At 58.3% G+C, this 20,740-nt stretch carries 19 protein-coding genes; 15 read left to right on the top strand and 4 right to left on the bottom strand.

From position 1 onward, the window contains the following. Positions 1 to 47: 47 nt before the first annotated feature. Entirely contained in the window at positions 48 to 1,256 is a 1,209-nt protein-coding gene (mdtH, locus tag FHW76_RS25795) for a multidrug efflux MFS transporter MdtH (protein ID WP_012542248.1), read from the bottom strand. 228 nt (positions 1,257 to 1,484) lie between these two features. Between mdtH and rimJ the strand changes: the two genes are divergently transcribed. The 4 genes from rimJ to murJ all read left to right on the top strand — a co-directional run bounded on the left by rimJ (position 1,485) and on the right by murJ (position 5,305). After that, on the top strand, positions 1,485 to 2,069 hold the full coding sequence (gene rimJ / locus FHW76_RS25800; RefSeq protein ID WP_008805973.1) for a ribosomal protein S5-alanine N-acetyltransferase: 585 nt from the start codon (positions 1,485 to 1,487) through the stop codon (positions 2,067 to 2,069). A gap of 9 nt (positions 2,070 to 2,078) precedes the next feature. Next, positions 2,079 to 2,732, top strand: a complete 654-nt coding sequence (locus FHW76_RS25805) for a YceH family protein (RefSeq protein WP_012542247.1) — start codon at positions 2,079 to 2,081, stop codon at positions 2,730 to 2,732. Between the two features lie 14 nt (positions 2,733 to 2,746). Next, complete coding sequence (locus FHW76_RS25810) at positions 2,747 to 3,658, top strand: Gfo/Idh/MocA family protein (protein ID WP_155870612.1); 912 nt, start codon at positions 2,747 to 2,749, stop codon at positions 3,656 to 3,658. 111 nt (positions 3,659 to 3,769) lie between these two features. After that, positions 3,770 to 5,305 carry a murein biosynthesis integral membrane protein MurJ gene (gene murJ / locus FHW76_RS25815; RefSeq protein ID WP_008805976.1) on the top strand — a complete coding sequence of 512 codons (1,536 nt, stop codon included), beginning with the start codon at positions 3,770 to 3,772 and terminating at the stop codon, positions 5,303 to 5,305. A gap of 54 nt (positions 5,306 to 5,359) precedes the next feature. Here murJ and FHW76_RS25820 read toward each other — a convergent pair whose 3' ends face one another. Continuing rightward, the gene (locus tag FHW76_RS25820) at positions 5,360 to 6,574 is read right to left on the bottom strand and encodes an MFS transporter (RefSeq protein WP_008805977.1); all 1,215 of its coding nucleotides are present in this window, start codon (positions 6,572 to 6,574) and stop codon (positions 5,360 to 5,362) included. A gap of 16 nt (positions 6,575 to 6,590) precedes the next feature. Here FHW76_RS25820 and FHW76_RS25825 point away from each other — a divergent pair, with 16 nt between their 5' ends. Further along, a complete protein-coding gene (locus tag FHW76_RS25825; RefSeq protein ID WP_162994821.1) occupies positions 6,591 to 7,619 on the top strand; it encodes a LysR family transcriptional regulator in 1,029 nt (342 codons plus the stop codon). 38 nt (positions 7,620 to 7,657) lie between these two features. Here FHW76_RS25825 and rne read toward each other — a convergent pair whose 3' ends face one another. After that, positions 7,658 to 10,897, bottom strand: a complete 3,240-nt coding sequence (rne, locus tag FHW76_RS25835; RefSeq protein ID WP_260182336.1) for a ribonuclease E — start codon at positions 10,895 to 10,897, stop codon at positions 7,658 to 7,660. A 699-nt stretch (positions 10,898 to 11,596) separates the two neighbouring features. Between rne and rluC the strand changes: the two genes are divergently transcribed. Beyond that, positions 11,597 to 12,550: a 23S rRNA pseudouridine(955/2504/2580) synthase RluC gene (rluC, locus tag FHW76_RS25840; protein ID WP_012542245.1), complete on the top strand. Its 954-nt coding sequence runs from the start codon at positions 11,597 to 11,599 to the stop codon at positions 12,548 to 12,550. Between the two features lie 37 nt (positions 12,551 to 12,587). Here the strand turns inward: rluC and FHW76_RS25845 are convergent, their stop codons facing one another. Beyond that, positions 12,588 to 13,172 (bottom strand): nucleoside triphosphate pyrophosphatase, encoded by a 585-nt coding sequence (locus FHW76_RS25845; RefSeq protein WP_008805982.1) that lies wholly within the window; start codon positions 13,170 to 13,172, stop codon positions 12,588 to 12,590. Positions 13,173 to 13,313: 141 nt separating this feature from the next. On the opposite strand from FHW76_RS25845, the gene yceD reads away from it, so the two are divergent. From yceD to pabC, 9 genes are all read left to right on the top strand, one after another. Then, on the top strand, positions 13,314 to 13,835 hold the full coding sequence (yceD, locus tag FHW76_RS25850; protein ID WP_008805983.1) for a 23S rRNA accumulation protein YceD: 522 nt from the start codon (positions 13,314 to 13,316) through the stop codon (positions 13,833 to 13,835). A 16-nt stretch (positions 13,836 to 13,851) separates the two neighbouring features. Beyond that, entirely contained in the window at positions 13,852 to 14,025 is a 174-nt protein-coding gene (gene rpmF, locus FHW76_RS25855) for a 50S ribosomal protein L32 (RefSeq protein WP_000290724.1), read from the top strand. A gap of 203 nt (positions 14,026 to 14,228) precedes the next feature. Beyond that, the gene (gene plsX / locus FHW76_RS25860; protein ID WP_012542244.1) at positions 14,229 to 15,326 is read left to right on the top strand and encodes a phosphate acyltransferase PlsX; all 1,098 of its coding nucleotides are present in this window, start codon (positions 14,229 to 14,231) and stop codon (positions 15,324 to 15,326) included. Positions 15,327 to 15,380: 54 nt separating this feature from the next. After that, positions 15,381 to 16,334 carry a beta-ketoacyl-ACP synthase III gene (locus FHW76_RS25865; protein ID WP_008805985.1) on the top strand — a complete coding sequence of 318 codons (954 nt, stop codon included), beginning with the start codon at positions 15,381 to 15,383 and terminating at the stop codon, positions 16,332 to 16,334. Between the two features lie 15 nt (positions 16,335 to 16,349). Next, positions 16,350 to 17,279, top strand: coding sequence for an ACP S-malonyltransferase (fabD, locus tag FHW76_RS25870; RefSeq protein WP_012542242.1), 930 nt, complete (start codon positions 16,350 to 16,352; stop codon positions 17,277 to 17,279). Between the two features lie 12 nt (positions 17,280 to 17,291). Next, positions 17,292 to 18,026, top strand: coding sequence for a 3-oxoacyl-ACP reductase FabG (gene fabG, locus FHW76_RS25875; protein WP_002899294.1), 735 nt, complete (start codon positions 17,292 to 17,294; stop codon positions 18,024 to 18,026). 210 nt (positions 18,027 to 18,236) lie between these two features. After that, the gene (acpP, locus tag FHW76_RS25880) at positions 18,237 to 18,473 is read left to right on the top strand and encodes an acyl carrier protein (protein ID WP_000103754.1); all 237 of its coding nucleotides are present in this window, start codon (positions 18,237 to 18,239) and stop codon (positions 18,471 to 18,473) included. An 89-nt stretch (positions 18,474 to 18,562) separates the two neighbouring features. After that, a complete protein-coding gene (fabF, locus tag FHW76_RS25885) occupies positions 18,563 to 19,804 on the top strand; it encodes a beta-ketoacyl-ACP synthase II (RefSeq protein WP_022065359.1) in 1,242 nt (413 codons plus the stop codon). A 125-nt stretch (positions 19,805 to 19,929) separates the two neighbouring features. After that, complete coding sequence (gene pabC, locus FHW76_RS25890; protein WP_008805988.1) at positions 19,930 to 20,739, top strand: aminodeoxychorismate lyase; 810 nt, start codon at positions 19,930 to 19,932, stop codon at positions 20,737 to 20,739. Position 20,740 lies beyond the last annotated feature (1 nt).

The raw sequence follows: 20,740 nt of genomic DNA on the forward strand, positions 1-20,740 counted from the left end.
GCCAGCAGAATAGGCTGAAAGGCAGGAGAAACCGCGGACCTACGCTCTTAGGTGCGTGGCTCCAGCATACCGGAGGCGGAGCGTTTTGGACTGAATTGCCACCACAGGGCAAGGAAAGTGATAAACCCAATGGCGCCGAGCATCAGCCACGGCAGTTCGGGCTGGCCCACGGCTTTGCCGGCATCAAACAGCCAGCCGCCGCCCGCGTAACCCAGCGCGCCGCCGAAGGCGAGACCCAGGCGGCTGAACCCCATATAGCTGCCGCGCGCCCGGGCATCCGCCAGCGAGGCGCCCAGCGTCTCCCTGGCGGGTTCCGCGATGATCGAACCGATGTAAAACAGGCAGATCAGGGTAAATAACTGCTGCAAACTGCTGGTCATGCCAATCGGCAGCATCGCCAGCGTCATTACCAGCAGACCGGCCATCAGCCGGTGCTCAAGGCGGTAGCGTTTCTCGCTCCAGCGGGCAATGGGATAGAGCAGGGTCAGTGAAATGGTGGCTTCGATGGCGTACATCCACTTCACGGCGGCCGGCGAACCGGCGATGTCGTTCACCATGATCGGCAGCATCAGCATCACCTGCACCGCCAGCATGTAATAGCCTGTTAACGTCAGGACATAGGTGACGAAGCGCTTATCCCGCAGCACCCGTCCCAGCCCCTCGCGGACTGGCGTTTTCACCGTGGACAGTTTCCATGCTGGCAGATACCAGGCGTTAAACGCGGCGCAAGCGATAAACAGCGCGGCGCCGGCGCTGCACACCAGACGGAAGTCATACTGTAGCAGCCAACTGCCCAGCAGGGCGCCAATCACCGCGCCGGCGCTGTCTTGCATCATCAGGAGGGAGAAAAAGCGGCCGCGCTGATGCGGGCGCACCAGTTTGACCACCAGCGCGGCTCGTGGCGGATCGAACAACGTGCCGCCCAACCCGGACAAGATACAGGAGAGCCAGAGCACCCAGGGCTCATGGGCGACGGCCATCGCCGCGAAGCCGCCGGCGCGCATCAGCATGCCGGTGACAATCATGGGTTTCGCGCCGAAGCGGTCGGCAATGGCGCCGCCAAAAATGCCTAATCCCTGCTGCACCAGCTGGCGCAGGCCGAGCGCAATGCCGACCATCAGCGCTGCCCAACCCATCTGATCGACAAAGCGGATGGAAATCAGCGGAAAAACGACAAAAAAGCCCAGCACGACCAGCATGTTATCGACTAACAGGAAATATTTACCCAGGCTCCTTGCCTGCGAGACGCGGGACATTTCCCCTCCAGGGAAAAATAGAGATAAGCGAGGATATTCTGCGGGCAATCTGCTGCTTTTCCCAGCACCCTTGCGACAATATTTTTTTATCAAAAAGCAAGTTCGATTGAGCCTATTCATCGAAAAGAGGAGATGGCGCAGAAAATGGTATGTTGCTGTTTTCACACTATCGTGCAGGACAGGTATAGTGATGAGAGCAAGATTGAAGTCAGGGGGACTGAAAAGGAAATGTTTGGCTATCGCAGTAACGTGCCGAAGGTGCGTTTGACGACGGACCGGCTGGTGGTGCGCCTGGTCCACGATCGTGACGCCTGGCGTCTGGCCGATTATTACGCCGAGAATAAAGTGTTCTTAAAACCCTGGGAGCCGGTACGTGACGACAGCCACTGCTATCCCTCCGGGTGGCAGGCGCGTCTGTCAATGATCGGCGAGTTTCATAAGCAGGGGTCTGCATTTTATTTCGCGCTGCTCGATGCGGAGGAAAAAGAGATCGTTGGCGTGGCGAATTTCTCCAACGTAGTTCGCGGATCATTCCATGCCTGTTATCTCGGCTACTCCATTGGCGAGAAGTGGCAAGGGCAGGGGCTGATGTTTGAAGCGTTGACCGCCGCGATTCGCTATATGCAGCGCACGCAGCATATCCATCGCATTATGGCCAACTATATGCCGCATAATCAGCGCAGCGGCGCGCTGCTGGCGCGGTTGGGGTTCGAAAAAGAGGGTTACGCCAAAGATTATCTGCTGATTGATGGGCAGTGGCGTGACCATGTACTGACGGCGCTAACGACGCCGGACTGGTCAGCAGGGCGCTAAGGAGAGAGGATGAAATATCAGTTAACCGCGCACGAAGCGCGCGTCATTGGCTGTCTGCTGGAAAAGCAGGTTACCACGCCCGAGCAGTACCCGCTGTCGGTGAACGCCGTGGTGACCGCCTGCAATCAGAAAACCAACCGCGAACCGGTGATGTCGCTGAGCGAAGGCGAGGTCCAGACGCTGCTGGATACCCTGGTGAAGCGCCACTATTTGCGCACGGTCAGCGGATTCGGCAATCGAGTGACCAAGTATGAGCAGCGCTTTTGCAACTCTGAATTTGGCGATCTGAAACTCAGCGCCGGCGAAGTAGCGGTGGTGACGACGCTACTGCTGCGCGGCGCCCAGACGCCGGGTGAACTCCGTAGCCGCGCGCAGCGGATGCATGAGTTCAGCGATATGGCGGAAGTGGAAAGCGTGCTGGAAGGGTTAGCGACGCGCGAGGATGGTCCTTTTGTTGCCCGCCTGCCACGGGAACCGGGGAAACGGGAAAGCCGCTATATGCATCTGTTTTGCGATGACATGGACACGCTGATCACCACGGTGGAAGCACTCTCGCCGCTGGAAGACGATGACGATCTGCGTGCCCGGGTTGAAGCACTGGAAGGCGAGGTGGCGGAATTGAAAGCGCGCCTTGACTCGCTGTTACACCATCTGGGGGACTAAACGTGGGGACAAGACTGCGCATTGGGGTGGTTGGCTTAGGGGGCATCGCGCAGAAAGCGTGGCTGCCGGTGTTAGGCGCTGCGGAAAGCTGGACGCTGCAGGCAGCCTGGTCGCCGGGAAAAGAGAAGGCGTTGCGCATCTGCGAAACCTGGCGGATCCCGTATGCTGATTCGCTGGATGCCCTGGCGGCGCAGTGCGATGCGGTCTTTGTCCATACGTCGACGGCTTCACATTATGAAGTCGTGAATCACTTGTTGAATGCCGGGGTTCATGTTTGTGTGGATAAACCGCTGGCGGACAAACTGAGCGAGGCGGAAGCGCTGGTCGAGCTGGCTGCCCGGCGTCATCTGACGCTGATGGTCGGTTTCAATCGCCGCTTTGCGCCACTCTATCGTGAACTGAAGGGGCGGCTGGGCGAGGCGGCCTCGCTGCGGATGGATAAGCATCGTAGCGACAGCGTAGGCAACGATCTGCGCTTTACCCTTCTCGATGACTATCTGCACGTGGTGGATACTGCGTTGTGGCTGGCTGATGGTCAGGCGCGCCTGCGCGGCGGCACGTTGCAGATCACTCCTCAGGGTGAAATGCTCTATGCCGAACACCAGTTCAGTTCGCCCCGGTTGCAGGTTACCACCAGCATGCACCGCCGTGCCGGAAGCCAGCGTGAGTGGGTGCAGGCGGTCACCGATGGCGGGTTATATGCGGTGAGTGAGATGCGCGAATGGCAGGAGGAGTGTGGTCTTGGCGTGGTCCAGCGCCCGGTGGCGGGCTGGCAAACCACCCTCGAGCAGCGCGGTTTTGTCGGCTGCGCGCGACATTTCATCGAATGCGTGCAAAATCAGACAGTTCCGGAAACCGCTGGCGAACAGGCGCTGCTGGCTCAGCGGGTGGTTGACAAACTCTGGCGTGACGCCATCAGCGAATAATCCGTTGTAACAACTGACAGTAGTAATTCATATTGAACCCGGTAGACTATCGCCACTTTCCAGCGCCCGCATTTGCGGGCGTTTTACTCCAGGGTTTGGAATAACAGCGTAATGAATCTTTTAAAATCACTGGCGGCCGTCAGTTCGATGACCATGTTTTCGCGCGTGCTGGGCTTTGCCCGCGATGCGATTGTGGCGCGCATTTTTGGTGCCGGGATGGCGACCGATGCCTTTTTTGTCGCCTTCAAACTGCCTAATCTGCTGCGGCGTATTTTTGCCGAAGGCGCCTTCTCGCAGGCGTTTGTGCCGATCCTTGCCGAATATAAAAGCAAGCAGGGCGAAGATGCCACCCGGGTGTTTGTCTCGTATGTCTCCGGATTACTGACCCTGGCCCTGGCGATCGTCACCGTTATCGGGATGCTGGCGGCGCCGTGGGTGATCACCATCACCGCCCCCGGGTTTGCTGATACCGCCGATAAATTTGCGCTGACCACCCAATTGCTGCGCATTACCTTCCCCTATATTTTGCTGATCTCCCTGGCCTCGCTGGTGGGGGCGATCCTCAATACCTGGAACCGTTTCTCGGTGCCGGCCTTTGCCCCGACGTTCCTCAACGTCAGCATGATTGGCTTTGCGCTGTTTGCCGCGCCGTACTTCCATCCGCCGGTGCTGGCGCTGGCCTGGGCGGTGACGGTCGGCGGCGTGCTGCAGCTGGCCTACCAGTTGCCGCACCTGAAGAAGATTGGCATGCTGGTTCTGCCCAGAATTAATCTGAAAGATGCTGGCGCGATGCGGGTAGTGAAGCAGATGGGGCCGGCGATCCTTGGCGTGTCGGTAAGCCAGATCTCCCTCATCATCAATACCATCTTCGCCTCGTTTCTCGTGTCGGGATCGGTGTCATGGATGTACTATGCCGACCGTCTGATGGAGTTTCCGTCAGGTGTCCTGGGCGTGGCGCTTGGCACCATCCTGCTGCCGTCGTTGTCGAAAAGCTTCGCCAGTGGTAACCATGACGAGTATTGCCGCCTGATGGACTGGGGCCTGCGACTCTGCTTCCTGCTGGCGCTGCCGAGCGCGGTGGCGCTGGGGATCCTCGCTAAACCGCTGACCGTGGCCCTGTTCCAGTACGGTAAATTCAGCGCCTTTGACGCGGCGATGACCCAGCGCGCGCTGGTGGCCTATTCCGTGGGGCTGATGGGGCTTATCGTGGTGAAAGTGCTGGCGCCGGGCTTCTATTCCCGTCAGGACATCAAAACGCCGGTGAAGATTGCCATTGTCACCCTGATTATGACCCAGGTGATGAACCTGGCGTTTATCGGCCCGCTCAAGCACGCGGGCCTGTCACTGTCCATAGGGCTGGCGGCCTGCCTGAACGCCGCGCTGCTCTACTGGCAACTGCGTAAACAGAAAATTTTCACCCCACAGCCCGGCTGGCTGACTTTCCTGCTGCGTCTGGTCGCGGCGGTGGTGGTGATGGCCGCGGCGCTGCTGGGCGTCATGCATCTCATGCCGGAGTGGTCTCAGGGGACGATGCCGTTCCGCCTGATGCGCCTGCTGGTGGTGGTGGTCGCCGGAGTAGTGGCTTATTTCGCTACGCTGCTGGTGTTGGGCTTCCGCGTAAAAGAGTTTGCCCGTCGCACAGCGTAAGCCATTGCGACGGAAAGAGGAAACCCGCTTCGCTCAGGCGAAGCGGGTTTTTTTTTATGATGTGCGGCGTTCGGCTGCGATGAGGCGCGCATTCTCCAGCAGGCGGATCGCCAGGGCAATTGCCCCGCTGACGACGGCGAGGGTGACCACTCCGTTCCAGCCCGCCAGCACGTACAACTTGCTGCCCAGCACCGACCCCAGTGACATCCCGATAAAGACCACGGTGAACAGCAGAGCGTTCAGGCGGCCACGGGCCTGCGGCTCCAGGCTGTAAACCAGGTTCTGATGTGCCACCAGGCTTGACTGCAGGCCGAGATCGAAGCCAATAGCCGAGAGAGCAATCAGCGCCAGCTGGCCATGCAGAGGGAGCAGCGGCAGCATAAACATCAGGGCGAAGGAGAGGGTGACCAGCGCCGCGCCCATCTGAGTCACTTTACCGGCGCCAAACTTATCGGCCAGTCCGCCGGCCAGCGGTGCCGCCAGCGCCCCGGCGGCACCGGCGATACCAAAGCCACCCGCTACTGCGCTCCCCATGTGATAGTGTTCTGAGAGCATCACCGCCAGCGTCGACCAGAAAGCGCTAAAGGCGACAGAGAGCGCCCCCTGAGCCAGCGCAGCGCGGCGTAACGCCGGATAACGCAGCCACAGATGCGCCATTGAGGCCATCAGCTGCGGATAGCTCAGCGTCGAGTGAATGGCGAAGCGCGGCAGGACCCGCCACATCACCAGGCCAATCAGCGCCACGCTGACTGCAGCCGCCTGATACATCACCCGCCAGCCGAATACGGCGCCCACTACGCCGCTGACCGTCCTGGAAAGCAGGATCCCCAGCAGCAGCCCGGTCATCACCGTGCCCACCATTTTTCCCTGCTTGCCTGCCGGAGCGAGGATCGCCGCCGCCGGGACGATATCCTGCGCCATGGTGGCCGCCATACCGATCAGCAGACTGACCACCAGCAGTGAGGTGAGCTGGCCGGTAAGGCTGCACAGGAACAGCAGGATCGCCAGCATTGCGCTCTTCAGCAGGATCAGCCGGCGGCGATCGTGACGGTCGCCGAGCGGGAGCAGGAAGAGAATGCCGAGCGCGTAGCCAGCCTGCGTCAGGGTAGGAACCAGCCCCATCCCTTCTACCGACAGATGGAGATTGGCGCCCATCAGCGGCAGTAGCGGCTGCGCATAATAGATAGAGGCGACGCTAAAGCCGGCGCCGAGTGCGAGAATGAAGATAATCCAGCCTGCGTCGCGGGTGGAAAGGGAAGTCGGTGTCATGATCAGTACCTCATAGATGCGATGGCGCTATTTTTCCCTGAATGCAGCTGGCGCGGTAGCCGGGCTGGTGGTAAAACGGTTATACGTAGCACGTATAGGCAAAAGAAAAATGAAAAGACAGGAGCGTATAGACCGCATTGAGCTGATGCGCACCTATATTCGTATTATAGAGGCCGGCTCACTCTCCGCCGCCGCGGGGCAGATGGATACCACCCAGGCAACCGTCAGCCGCCGCCTGCAGTCCCTGGAGGGACTGCTGGGGGTGAAGTTGATCCTGCGCACCACTCATGCGATGAAGCTCACTGACGATGGCGAACGCTGTTATCGCCATGCCCGTCAGGTCGTGGACGCCTGGCTGGCGCTGGAGGATGATCTGCGTATTGCCGACGATCAGCCCGTGGGGGTGCTGCGGGTACGGGCGCCCCATGCTTTTGGCCAGCAACAGCTGCTGGCGCCGCTGGTCGCATTTCTGCAGCGTCATCCGCAACTGTCGGTCGAGTGGATGCTGAATGATAATACCGTCGACTTTCTCAGCGATAATATCGACTGCGCCATCCGCGTTGGCGCGGAGGTGGATCCGGCCACGGTATCCGTGCTGCTGGCGGAAGTGCCGCGCTGCGTGGTGGCTTCCCCTGAACTCCTGGCGAAGTACCCGCCGTTAACCTCGCTGGAGGCGCTATCCGGCCTGCCGTGGATCGCCATTAATACCTTTTATCAGCATGAGGTACGGCTCCGGCATCTGGAAAGTGGGCAAATCGTCTCGACGGCCATCACCCCCTGCCTGAGCACTGACAGCCTGTACGTCGCGCGAAATACCGCGCTGGCGGGGCTGGGGGTGGCGATGGTGTCCAGCTGGACAGTCGTGGAGGATATTGCCGCCGGACGGCTGATTGAGCTGTTCGCGCAGTGGCGTCCCGCCTCGCTACCGGTTCATCTGGTTTATCCCTGGGCGCGCTATTATCCGACACGCCTGCGTAAGTTCCTTGACCTGATGCGGGAGATCATGCCGGATCTGGCCGGGATGCAGCGTCCGCAAAGCGCATAAAAAAACCGGCCAGAGGCCGGTTTTTTTATTAAGCACGCTTATTCGACGGGCTGTGGGCGGGTCGGTTCTGCGGTGGCTTTACGCGTCGCACTATGACCACCGGCGGCGCCTTTACCTTCAAAAGCGAACGGCGGGCGCACCCAGGTGCTGTGGCGCGGCGCTTCCGGGACATAGGCCGGAGCAGGCGCCCGGGTCATCGGCGCGGTAGCATGGCGATCGCCAGCCACAACCACGGGTTTGCTTACCGGCGTTTCAGCTTTGACCGGTTCGGCAGGGGCTGTTGGGGCGGCTTCGGTCACCGGTGCTTCCACCACGGTTTCCGTGGCCGGAACGATGGTTTCCACTGGCGCTTCAACGACAGGCGCCGTTTCCACCACTTCAGGTTCAACCGTGACCGGCTCGGCGTCGAGCGTCACTGGCGCAATAGCCTGAGGCGCTTCGACAGCTGGCGCTTCGACCGGCGCTGGCTCGACAGCGGCTGGCTCGACAATTTCCGGAGTATCAACGATAACCGGCTCGGCGGCTACGACAGGTTCGACGACCACCGGCTCAGCGGTAACGGGCTCCATGGTCGCCGGCTCGACGGTAACTGGCGCGGCAGTGACGGTTTCAACCACGGCAACCGGTGTCGCAATAGCTTCGACGGCTTCAATGGCGCTGGTGTCCTGAACCGGAACCTCTTCCGGCTGCTGGTCCTGCGGACGAACGACCGGGTAGCGGATCCAGACTTTACCGGAAGCCATCTCCGGCGAGGCGCAGGCGACGGTCAGCGGCATAGGCGACTGGGTCGGATAGCGTTCGTCACGATAGCGACGACGGCGCTGACCGCTCACGCGCAGATGACGCGGGGAACGACGAGAGCGGCGCGGCATACCGTTCGCTTCACGGGATTCGCCGTTTTCATCGTGTTCCACTACGTTTTCCACTACCGCCGGCAGTTCGGCTTTCACCGGCTCGCTGCGCGGGGTGGCGACTTCAGCCACAACGGTCTCAGGCGCGATCTCGGCAGTCTGCTCGGCAACGGCTGACTCAATGCGTACTTTCTGGGAGAGCTGACGCGGTTTACGACGCGGCAGAGTCTGCACACGCTCTTCCTGCTCAGTCTCCTGTACTTCCGGCTCTTCACGCGTCTGCACCTTGGCTTCCTGCTGCGCCTGACGTTTATCGTCATTGCGGCGGCGGGAGCGTTCGCGGCGCGGCTGCTGCTCGTCGCGGGATTTGGCTTTGTCCGCGTCATCGCCGACGGTCTGGCGAGCGTCACGCGCTTCTACGTTTTGCGGCTGCTTTTCGCGACGATTGCGACGGTTTTCTTCACGCGATTCGCGCGGCTCACGACCCTCGGCATTGTCCGCACGGGTGTCGCGATTGTCACGGTTATCGCGGTTGTCACGATTGTCGCGGTTATCACGGCGATCGTTGCGGTCGTTGCGATCGCGGCGGTTGTTGCTCCGCGGTTTGCGGCGCTCCTGCTGACGCTCCGGTTTTTCTTCCGCTTTCTTCTCGACCGGAACTTCAACCGGCTTGGCTTCTTCAGTGCCAGAGAAGATATTTTTCAGCGCGCTGAAGAAGCGTGAGAGTAGTCCCGGCTGGGCCGGCGCGGCGGCCGCGACCGGGGCAGCGGCGACCGCAGGGGCAGCCACAGGCTCTTCCAGCATCGGTGCCGGTGGGGCGTCAGGCATCACAAAGGCGGCCAGCGCAGGCTGCTCCGGACGTTTACGTTCTGCTGGCTCCTCGTCACCAGGCAGCGCCATCTCTTCTTCATGCAGCTTCGGCAGCAGATAGCTCAGCGTTGAGGTCTCTTCACCTTTACGCACGCGCAGGACGGAGTAGTGCGGCGTCTGCATCTCGTCGTTTGGCACGATAATGACGCGGACATCGCCCTGACGGGATTCGATTGCGCTCACTGCGGCACGTTTTTCGTTCAGCAGATAAGAGGCGATCGGTACCGGAACGATGGCGTGGACTTCTTTGGTGTTCTCTTTCAGCGCCTCTTCTTCAATCAGACGCAGAATAGAGAGCGACAGCGATTCGTTATCACGCACGGTACCGGTGCCGGAGCAGCGCGGGCAGACGTGATGGCTGGATTCGCCCAGCGACGGGCTCAGGCGCTGGCGAGACATCTCCAGCAGGCCGAAGCGCGAAATATGGCTAATCTGAATGCGCGCGCGGTCCTGACGAACGGCTTCACGCAGACGGTTTTCCACCGCACGCTGGTGGCGAACCGGGGTCATATCGATGAAGTCGATAACGATCAAGCCGCCGAGGTCGCGCAGACGCAGCTGGCGGGCAATCTCGTCAGCCGCTTCAAGGTTGGTATTGAAGGCTGTCTCTTCGATATCGCCGCCGCGGGTGGCGCGGGCGGAGTTGATATCGATCGCGGTCAGCGCTTCGGTGCTGTCGATAACGATAGACCCGCCGGAAGGCAGGCGCACTTCACGCTGGAAGGCGGACTCAATTTGCGATTCAATCTGATAATGGCTGAACAGCGGGATTTCACCGGTGTACAGTTTGATTTTGCTGCTGAAATCCGGACGACCCAGTGCGGCGATATGCTGGCGCGCCAGCTCGAGCACTTTCGGGTTATCGATCAGGATTTCGCCGATGTCCTGGCGCAGATAATCGCGGAATGCGCGGACAATCACGTTGCTTTCCTGGTGGATCAGGAACGGCGCCGGACGGCTTTCCGCGGCTTTCTGAATCGCTTCCCAGTGCTTCAGGCGGAAGCTCAGGTCCCACTGCAGGGCTTCGGCAGATTTGCCGACGCCAGCGGTGCGAACGATAAGACCCATGCCGTCCGGAAGCTCCAGGCTCGCCAGCGCTTCTTTCAGTTCAGTGCGGTCGTCGCCCTCGATACGGCGGGAAATTCCCCCCGCGCGCGGGTTGTTCGGCATCAGGACCAGATAGCTGCCTGCCAGGCTGATAAAGGTGGTGAGCGCAGCGCCTTTGTTGCCGCGTTCTTCTTTATCAATCTGCACGATAACTTCCTGACCTTCACGCAGCACGTCTTTGATATTAGGACGACCGTGCGCATTGTAGTTAGCGGGGAAGTATTCGCGGGCGATTTCTTTGAGGGGGAGGAAACCATGACGCTCGGCGCCGTAATCGACAAACGCGGCTTCAAGGCTAGGTTCAATGCGGGTGATTTTGCCTTTGTAGATGTTCGCTTTTTTCTGTTCGTGCCCGGGGCTTTCGATATCCAGGTCGTACAGGCGCTGCCCATCAACAAGGGCGACGCGCAACTCTTCCTGCTGAGTTGCGTTGATTAACATTCTTTTCATCGTAACTTACTCATTATTCTTACATTGACGACTAAGCTGCGGGCAGAGTAATGCCTTTCCGGGGGAAAACCGATGGCCTCGTGTCTGGTTCACGTCGCCAACCTCACGGTTGTCGCGCGCTTAAGAGGCGCAGAGTGTCGGTCGCCTGTGTTTCAAACGGAAACACAGCGCAATTATTCAGGGGAACAGCCTGGGATGTATCACCAGAGAATATTCCATTTATACTCGTCGTCTTTCGCGTTGCAGGCATGGTGGCTTAACCTGCTCACCTCGATCAAAGGATCCAGATGAGCTCCCGGGAGTCCCGGAGTTGACGCCTTCCTGCGACTTGAAATCCATAGAGCCTGTACCGGTAAGGACTGCAACCCGCAGCCCGCTAACTGTCTGAAAGATCACAACGTCTTACGCCATTGCTGCGTGGGCGATCGGTCAGACAAAATTGGTCATTCCGCTAATGTCTTGTTCTGACAAGATGCAATACGGAAAACGGTCTCATTATTCCATTGCTAACCTTGTTATAGCAAGTTGACTTTCACCTTTTATCACCCGGTTACTCACAGTTTTATCACCTGCCCATACAGATTGTTCTAATAACAAACAAAATGGCGGTCAGGTAAACCGTGAAAACAGGATAATGATAAATATAAGCATATAAAAATGAGTGGCGCTAATGCGTCCGGCTATTTAGAATCGCGCACCATGAAAACTGAGACCCCAACCGTAAAAATGGTTGCCATTGCTGCTGATGAAGCGGGGCAACGTATCGACAACTTTTTGCGTACCCAATTGAAAGGTGTACCGAAGAGCATGATTTATCGCATCCTGCGTAAAGGCGAGGTGCGGGTAAACAAAAAGCGCGTGAAGCCGGAGTATAAGCTGGAAGCGGGTGATGAAGTCCGTATCCCGCCGGTGCGCGTGGCGGAGCGTGAAGAAGAGGCGGTATCGCCGCATCTGCAGAAAGTGGCCGCGCTCTCTGAGGTGATCCTCTATGAAGACGATCATATTCTGGTACTCAACAAACCTTCCGGTACTGCGGTACACGGCGGCAGCGGACTGAGCTTTGGCGTGATTGAAGGGCTGCGCGCCCTGCGCCCGGAGGCACGTTTCCTTGAGCTGGTGCATCGTCTCGACCGCGATACCTCCGGCGTGCTGCTGGTGGCGAAAAAGCGCTCGGCGCTGCGTTCGCTGCACGAGCAGCTGCGCGATAAAGGCATGCAGAAAGACTACCTGGCGCTGGTGCGCGGCCAGTGGCAGTCGCATACCAAAGTGGTCCAGGCCCCGCTGTTGAAGAATATTCTGCAGAGTGGGGAGCGTATCGTTCGCGTGAGTCAGGAAGGCAAGCCGTCGGAGACGCGCTTTAAAGTGGAAGAGCGTTACGAATTCGCCACGCTGGTGCGCTGCAGCCCGGTCACCGGCCGCACGCATCAGATCCGCGTTCATACCCAGTATGCCGGGCATCCTATCGCTTTTGACGATCGCTATGGCGACCGCGAGTTCGACAAGCAGCTGTCCGGTACCGGCTTAAACCGCCTGTTCCTGCACGCGGCGGCGCTGAAGTTTACCCACCCGGGGAGCGGGGAGGTGATGCGCGTTGAGGCGCCGCTGGATAACCAGCTGAAGCACTGTTTACAGGTGCTACGTAAGAGCAAATAAGCGCAACGGCGGAATCAGTTCCGCCGTTTTTTTTGCTTTAACCTAACAGCGGATTGTTATTCTCGCGGCGCAGCATCTGACAGAGCGCGATTAAGGGTAAACCGACCAGAGTGTTCGGGTCGCGGCCTTCCAGTCGTTCAAATAGCGTAATCCCTAACCCCTCGCTCTTGAAACTCCCGGCGCATTGCAGCGGGTTCTCTTTGCGGACGTAGCCTTCAATCTCTTTATCGCTGAGATGGCGAAAGTGAACGTCAAAGGGCTCGCATTCGGTTTGCAGATGGCCGGTGGCGGAGTTGTATAGCGCCAGACCGGTATAAAAGGTGACGATGGTCCCGCTGGCCTTTCGCAACTGCCGGCGGGCATTTTCTTCGGTGTGCGGTTTGCCGGTGATTTCACCGTCTAATACGCAAACCTGATCGGAGCCTATAATAAGGTGGTGCGGATAGCGGGAGGCCAGGCTTTGCGCTTTGGCTTGCGCCAGTCGGGCGACAAGCTGACGCGCGGATTCTTCCGGCAGCGGCGTTTCGTCAACGTCAGGCGCGGCACATTCAAACGGTAACCCCAGTTTTTCCAGCAGCATGCGCCGCCAGGGAGAGGTTGACGCGAGGATAAGTTCAGACATATTTTTTCATCCACATATAGCGCTTCGCAGAGCATCATCTTAAACTATGCGCCGCAATGTGTGCGAATAAATGGCAAAAGGCAACCTGAGGCTGCCTTTTTCTTTGACTCTATGACATTACAAAGTTAATATGCGCGCCCTATGCAAAAGGTAAAATTACCCCTGACTCTTGATCCGGTCCGCACGGCTCAAAAACGCCTTGATTACGAAGGCATCTATGCCCGCGATCAGGTTGAACGTGTAGCCGATTCTGTAGTCAGCGTGGACAGCGATGTGGAATGCAGCATGTCGTTCGCTATCGATAACCAGCGTCTCGCCGTCATCACTGGCGATGCAAAGGTGACGGTAACCCTCGAATGCCAGCGTTGCGGGAAACCGTTCCCTCATCACGTCCACACCACGTATTGTTTTAGCCCCGTCAGAAATGACGAACAGGCCGAAGCACTACCGGAAGCGTATGAGCCGATTGAGGTTAACGAATTCGGTGAAATCGACCTGCAGGCAATGGTCGAGGATGAAATTATCCTCTCCCTGCCCGTAGTTCCGGTGCATGATTCTGAACACTGTGAAGTGTCCGACGCGGACATGGTCTTTGGCGAACTGCCTGAAGAGGCACAAAAACCAAACCCATTTGCCGTATTAGCCAGCTTAAAGCGTAAGTAATTGAGGAGTAAGGTCCATGGCCGTACAACAGAATAAACCAACCCGTTCCAAACGTGGCATGCGTCGTTCCCATGACGCGCTGACCGCAGTCACCAGCCTGTCTGTAGACAAAACTTCTGGTGAGAAACACCTGCGTCACCACATCACTGCCGACGGTTTCTACCGCGGTCGCAAGGTTATCGCTAAGTAATCACGCGATACTCGCAGGATTTCCCGTTGCAGGCCATGGCGGGCGTGTGCGTCCCTGGACATTCGGTTAACCCGATCACCAGGGGCATCAATGCCCGAATTGTTGCGTCTGCAGCGTGAACATTCGCGAGTGCCAGCGTGATGAAGCTTAGTGAGGACTCCCCGGGCAACTGGGGAATCACCGAACCGGGCAGCGACGATACCTTGACACGTCTAACCCTGGCGTTAGATGTCATGGGGGGCGATTTTGGCCCATCCGTGACGGTGCCTGCAGCACTGCAGGCACTGAACTCTAATTCGCAACTCACACTTCTTTTAGTCGGCGACCCCGACGCCATCACGCCATTACTTGCCAAAGCTGACTTCGAACAACGTTCGCGTCTGCAGATTATTCCTGCGCAGTCAGTTATTGCCAGTGATGCGCGACCCGCACAGGCTATCCGCAGCAGTCGCGGAAGCTCAATGCGCGTGGCGCTGGAGCTTGTGAAAGAAGGGCGGGCGGAAGCCTGCGTCAGCGCCGGCAACACCGGCGCGCTGATGGGACTGGCGAAACTGTTGCTCAAACCGATCGAAGGTATTGAGCGGCCGGCGCTGGTGACGGTTCTGCCGCACCAGCAGAAGGGCAAAACCGTGGTGCTGGATCTCGGCGCCAACGTCGATTGCGACAGCACGATGCTGGTGCAGTTCGCCGTCATGGGCGCGGTGCTGGCGGAGGAAGTGGTTGGCATGACCAACCCGCGCGTCGCCTTGCTGAATATCGGCGAAGAAGAGATGAAAGGCCTCAGCAGCATTCGCGATGCTGCCGCAGTGCTGAAAACGCTGCCTTCCCTCAACTACATCGGCTATCTTGAAGCCAATGAACTGTTGACCGGAAAAACCGATGTGCTGGTTTGTGATGGATTCACGGGCAACGTCACATTAAAAACCATGGAAGGTGTTGTCAGAATGTTCCTTTCGCTGCTGAAATCTCAGGGAGAGGGCAAAAAACGGTCGTGGTGGCTGCTGTTATTAAAACGTTGGTTACAAAAAAGCCTGGCGAGGCGATTCAGTCACCTCAACCCCGACCAGTATAATGGCGCCTGTCTGTTAGGATTGCGCGGTTCCGTGATCAAGAGTCATGGTGCTGCCAATCAACGCGCCTTTAGCGTCGCGATAGAGCAGGCAGTGCAGGCGGTGCAGCGGCAAATTCCTCAACGGATCGCCGCGCGCCTGGAATCTTTATACCCAGCTGGTTTCGCGCTGCCGGAAAGCGACAGTGACGTGAACTCCCGACAGCAAAGCGGGACGAATGGCCACGATTGACGCCGCGGCAGGTTGAAAGAGGCGGGTATATTACCCAAGAGTGACTGAGCGTACATGTATACGAAGATTATTGGTACCGGCAGCTATCTGCCCGAGCAAGTGCGTACAAACGCCGACCTGGAAAAAATGGTAGAGACCTCTGACGAGTGGATTGTCACCCGCACAGGTATCCGTGAGCGTCGTATTGCCGCAGCGCATGAAACAGTTGCTACGATGGGCTTTGAAGCCGCAAAGCAGGCGCTGGCGATGGCGGGCGTGTCCGCGGAGCAGATTGGTCTGATTATCGTTGCGACCACCTCCGGCACGCACGCGTTTCCGAGTTCGGCATGCCAGATCCAGTCTATGCTGGGCGTTAAGGGTTGCCCGGCGTTTGATGTCGCGGCCGCCTGCGCCGGTTTCACCTATGCGCTGAGCGTCGCCGATCAGTACGTGAAGAACGGCGCGGTGGATTATGCGCTGGTGATTGGCGCCGATGTGCTGGCGCGTACTTGCGATCCCACCGATCGCGGCACGATCATTATTTTCGGTGACGGCGCGGGCGCGGTAGTGCTTGGCGCGTCTGAAGAGCCAGGCATTATCTCGACGCATCTGCATGCTGACGGCAGCTATGGCGAACTGCTGACCCTGCCGAACGCCGATCGCGTCGATCCGGAAAACCCGATCTATCTGACGATGGCCGGCAATGAAGTCTTCAAAGTGGCGGTCACCGAGCTGGCGCACATCGTTGATGAGACGCTGGCAGCGAATAATCTTGAACGTTCAGCGCTGGACTGGCTGGTGCCGCACCAGGCAAACCTGCGTATTATCAGCGCGACGGCGAAGAAACTGGGCATGTCGATGGATAACGTCGTTGTGACCCTCGACCGCCATGGCAACACCTCCGCGGCGTCAGTCCCTTGCGCGCTGGATGAAGCCGTTCGCGATGGCCGTATCCAACGCGGTCAGTTGATTCTGCTGGAAGCCTTTGGTGGCGGTTTCACCTGGGGTTCCGCGCTGGTTCGTTTTTAGTATAAGGATTTAAACATGACGCAATTTGCTTTTGTGTTCCCGGGACAAGGTTCCCAGGCCGTAGGCATGCTGGCCGATATGGCTGCCACCTGGCCGGTGATTGAAGAGACCTTCGGTGAAGCGTCCGCAGCGTTGGGTTACGATCTGTGGGCGCTGGCTCAACAGGGCCCGGCAGAAGAACTGAATAAAACCTGGCAGACTCAGCCGGCGCTGCTGACCGCCTCCGTGGCGCTATACCGCGTCTGGCAGCAGCAGGGCGGCAAAGCGCCGACCCTGCTGGCGGGCCACAGCCTCGGCGAATACTCCGCGCTGGTTTGCGCAGGGGTTATCGGTTTCGCTGATGCCGTTCGTCTGGTTGAACTGCGCGGGAAATTCATGCAGGAAGCCGTACCGGAAGGTACCGGCGCCATGTCCGCGATTATCGGCCTGGATGACGCTTCTATCGCCAAAGCCTGTGAAGAATCGGCCGAAGGGCAGGTTGTCTCTCCGGTGAACTACAATTCCCCGGGCCAGGTGGTTATCGCCGGGCATAAAGAGGCCGTTGAACGCGCTGGCGCCGCTTGTAAAGCCGCTGGCGCCAAACGCGCGCTGCCGCTGCCGGTGAGCGTGCCGTCCCACTGCGCGCTGATGAAGCCAGCTGCAGAAAAACTGGCGCTGGAGTTGCAGAAAATCACCTTCAACGCGCCGACGATTCCGGTAGTGAATAACGTCGACGTGAAATGCGAAACCACGCCGGACGCCATTCGCGACGCGCTGGTACGCCAGCTGTACAGCCCGGTCCAGTGGACCAAAACCGTTGAGTTTATGGCGGCGCAGGGCGTAACGCATCTGTATGAAGTTGGCCCGGGTAAAGTCCTCACCGGCCTGACCAAACGTATTGTTGACACCCTGACCGCTTCCGCGCTTAACGAGCCGGCGGCGATGTCTGCGGCGCTTGAGCAATAAAAGAGGAAAACCATGAGTTTTGAAGGAAAAATCGCGCTGGTTACCGGTGCAAGCCGCGGTATTGGCCGTGCAATCGCTGAAACGCTCGTCGCTCGTGGCGCGAAAGTTATCGGTACTGCGACCAGCGAAAGCGGCGCGCAGGCCATCAGCGACTATTTAGGCGCCAACGGTAAAGGTCTGATGTTGAATGTGACCGACCCGGCATCTATTGAATCTGTTCTGGAAAATGTGCGCGCAGAGTTTGGCGAAGTGGATATCCTGGTGAATAATGCCGGGATCACTCGCGACAATCTGTTGATGCGCATGAAAGATGACGAGTGGAACGATATTATCGAAACCAACCTGTCATCGGTTTTCCGTCTGTCAAAAGCGGTAATGCGCGCTATGATGAAAAAGCGTCATGGACGTATTATCACTATCGGTTCTGTGGTTGGTACCATGGGAAATGCGGGTCAGGCCAACTACGCTGCGGCGAAAGCGGGTCTGATCGGCTTCAGTAAATCACTGGCGCGTGAAGTTGCGTCCCGCGGTATTACTGTAAACGTTGTTGCTCCGGGCTTTATTGAAACGGACATGACGCGTGCGCTGACCGATGAGCAGCGTGCGGGTACGCTGGCGGCAGTTCCTGCGGGGCGCCTTGGCACCCCAAATGAAATCGCCAGCGCGGTTGCATTTTTAGCCTCTGACGAAGCAAGTTACATCACTGGTGAAACGCTGCACGTCAACGGCGGAATGTACATGGTCTGACCGAGATTTGTGCAAAACGTTCAGGAACCGCGCACTTCGCACGGTTCCCTGTGCGGTTTTGTGCGAAAAGATTTGCGTTCTTAGGGCAAACGGCCTCAAAATAGCGCAAAATCGTGGTAAGACCTGCCGGGATTTAGTTGCAAATTTTTCAACATTTTATACACTACGAAAACCATCGCGAAAGCGAGTTTTGATAGGAAATTTAAGAGTATGAGCACTATCGAAGAACGCGTTAAGAAAATTATCGGCGAGCAGCTGGGCGTTAAGCAGGAAGAAGTTACCAACAATGCTTCCTTCGTTGAAGACCTGGGCGCTGATTCTCTTGACACCGTTGAGCTGGTAATGGCTCTGGAAGAAGAGTTTGATACTGAGATTCCGGACGAAGAAGCTGAGAAAATCACCACCGTTCAGGCTGCCATTGATTACATCAACGGCCACCAGGCGTAAGTGAACATCTCCAGGCGGTCATTCGACCGCCTGAGTTTTATCTTTTTATTGTCCCACAAGAATCTATTTTCCCTCCCTGGAGGACAAACGTGTCTAAGCGTCGTGTAGTTGTGACCGGACTGGGCATGTTGTCTCCTGTCGGCAATACCGTAGAGTCTACCTGGAAAGCTCTCCTTGCCGGTCAGAGTGGCATCAGCCTGATCGACCATTTCGATACTAGCGCCTATGCAACGAAATTTGCTGGCTTAGTAAAGGATTTTAACTGTGATGACATTATCTCGCGCAAAGAACAGCGCAAGATGGATGCCTTCATTCAATATGGAATTGTCGCTGGCGTTCAGGCCATGCAGGATTCTGGCCTTGAAGTGACGGAAGAGAATGCAACCCGTATTGGCGCCGCTATCGGCTCCGGTATTGGCGGTCTCGGCTTGATCGAAGAAAACCACAGTTCGCTGGTTAACGGCGGACCGCGTAAGATCAGCCCATTCTTCGTTCCTTCCACAATTGTTAACATGGTGGCCGGGCATCTGACCATCATGTTTGGTCTGCGTGGGCCAAGTATCTCTATCGCGACCGCGTGTACTTCAGGCGTGCACAACATCGGCCAGGCCGCGCGCATCATCGCCTATGGCGATGCCGATGCGATGGTGGCAGGCGGTGCGGAAAAAGCCAGTACCCCGCTTGGCGTGGGCGGCTTCGGCGCGGCGCGTGCGCTCTCCACGCGCAATGACAACCCGCAGGCGGCAAGCCGTCCGTGGGATAAAGATCGCGACGGCTTCGTGCTGGGCGACGGCGCGGGTATGGTGGTGCTGGAAGAGTACGAGCATGCTAAAAAACGCGGTGCCAAAATCTACGCCGAGATCGTTGGCTTCGGCATGAGCAGCGATGCTTACCACATGACGTCACCGCCGGAAGATGGTGCGGGCGCCGCGCTGGCGATGGTGAATGCCATTCGCGATGCGGGCATCGAACCGGGCCAGATTGGCTACGTCAACGCCCACGGCACCTCGACGCCGGCTGGCGATAAAGCAGAAGCGCAGGCCGTTAAGTCAGTCTTCGGTGATGCGGCGAACCGCGTCATGGTGAGCTCCACCAAATCCATGACCGGGCACCTGCTGGGCGCGGCAGGGGCCGTAGAGTCGATCTACTCTATCCTGGCGCTGCGCGACCAGGCGGTTCCGCCGACGATCAACCTCGATAACCCGGATGAGGGCTGCGACCTCGATTTCGTGCCACACGAAGCGCGTCAGGTTTCCGGTATGGAGTACACCCTGTGCAACTCCTTCGGTTTTGGCGGCACTAACGGTTCGCTGATCTTCAAAAAAGTGTGACAGGGCTTGCCCCGGTACTGCTTTAACAAAAGGCCCGTTCGTCGGGCCTTTTTTATTCGGCTTTCTCCGCTTGTCCTCTGCTCCGTGTCCTGAGACACTCACCGACCAGTGAAAAGGAGTCCTTTATGTTCTTGATAAATGGCGTTGAACAGGACACGCTGGCGGCGAACGATCGCGCCGCCCAGTTTGGCGATGGCTGTTTTAGCACCGCCCGCATCCAGCAGGGGCAGGTTGCGCTACTGGACGCCCATCTGCAGCGTTTGCAGATAACCTGTGAAAAATTACAAATACCATTTCACGACTGGCTGACGCTGAGCGAAGAGATGCAGCGTCTGGCGCGGCCGCACGCGCAGGGCGTGTTGAAGGTGATCCTCACCCGCGGCGTTGGGGGAAGGGGATACAGTACGGCGGGCTGCGTGTCGCCCACCCGCATTCTCAGTGTCTCTCCATTCCCGGCGCATTATGCGCGCTGGCGGGAGGAGGGTATTACCCTGACCCAGAGCCCGGTGCCCCTGGGGCGCAACCCGTGGCTTGCCGGACTGAAGCATCTTAATCGCCTTGAGCAGGTACTGATCCGCTCTCATCTTGAGCAGACGGACGCCGATGAGGCGCTGGTCCTTGACAGTGACGGGTGGCTTACGGAATGCTGTGCCGCGAATTTATTCTGGCGTCAGGGACGGGATGTATTTACTCCGCGGCTCGATTACGCCGGGGTCAACGGCATTATGCGGCAGCGCTGTATCGCACAGCTGGCACCATCGGCGTTTCGCGTTGTCGAAGTGACAGCGCGTCCTGAGGTATTGCGTGAAGCCGATGAAGTGCTGATCTGCAATGCGCTGATGCCGCTGGTGCCGGTTCGTCGCTGGGAGGAGACCGTCTGGTCCTCGCGCGAGCTTTACCATTTTTTAGCCCCTTTGTGTGAGCTGTCTGGTTAGT

Source organism: Klebsiella sp. RC2, assembly GCF_014192815.1.
Taxonomy (GTDB): domain Bacteria; phylum Pseudomonadota; class Gammaproteobacteria; order Enterobacterales; family Enterobacteriaceae; genus Klebsiella; species Klebsiella variicola.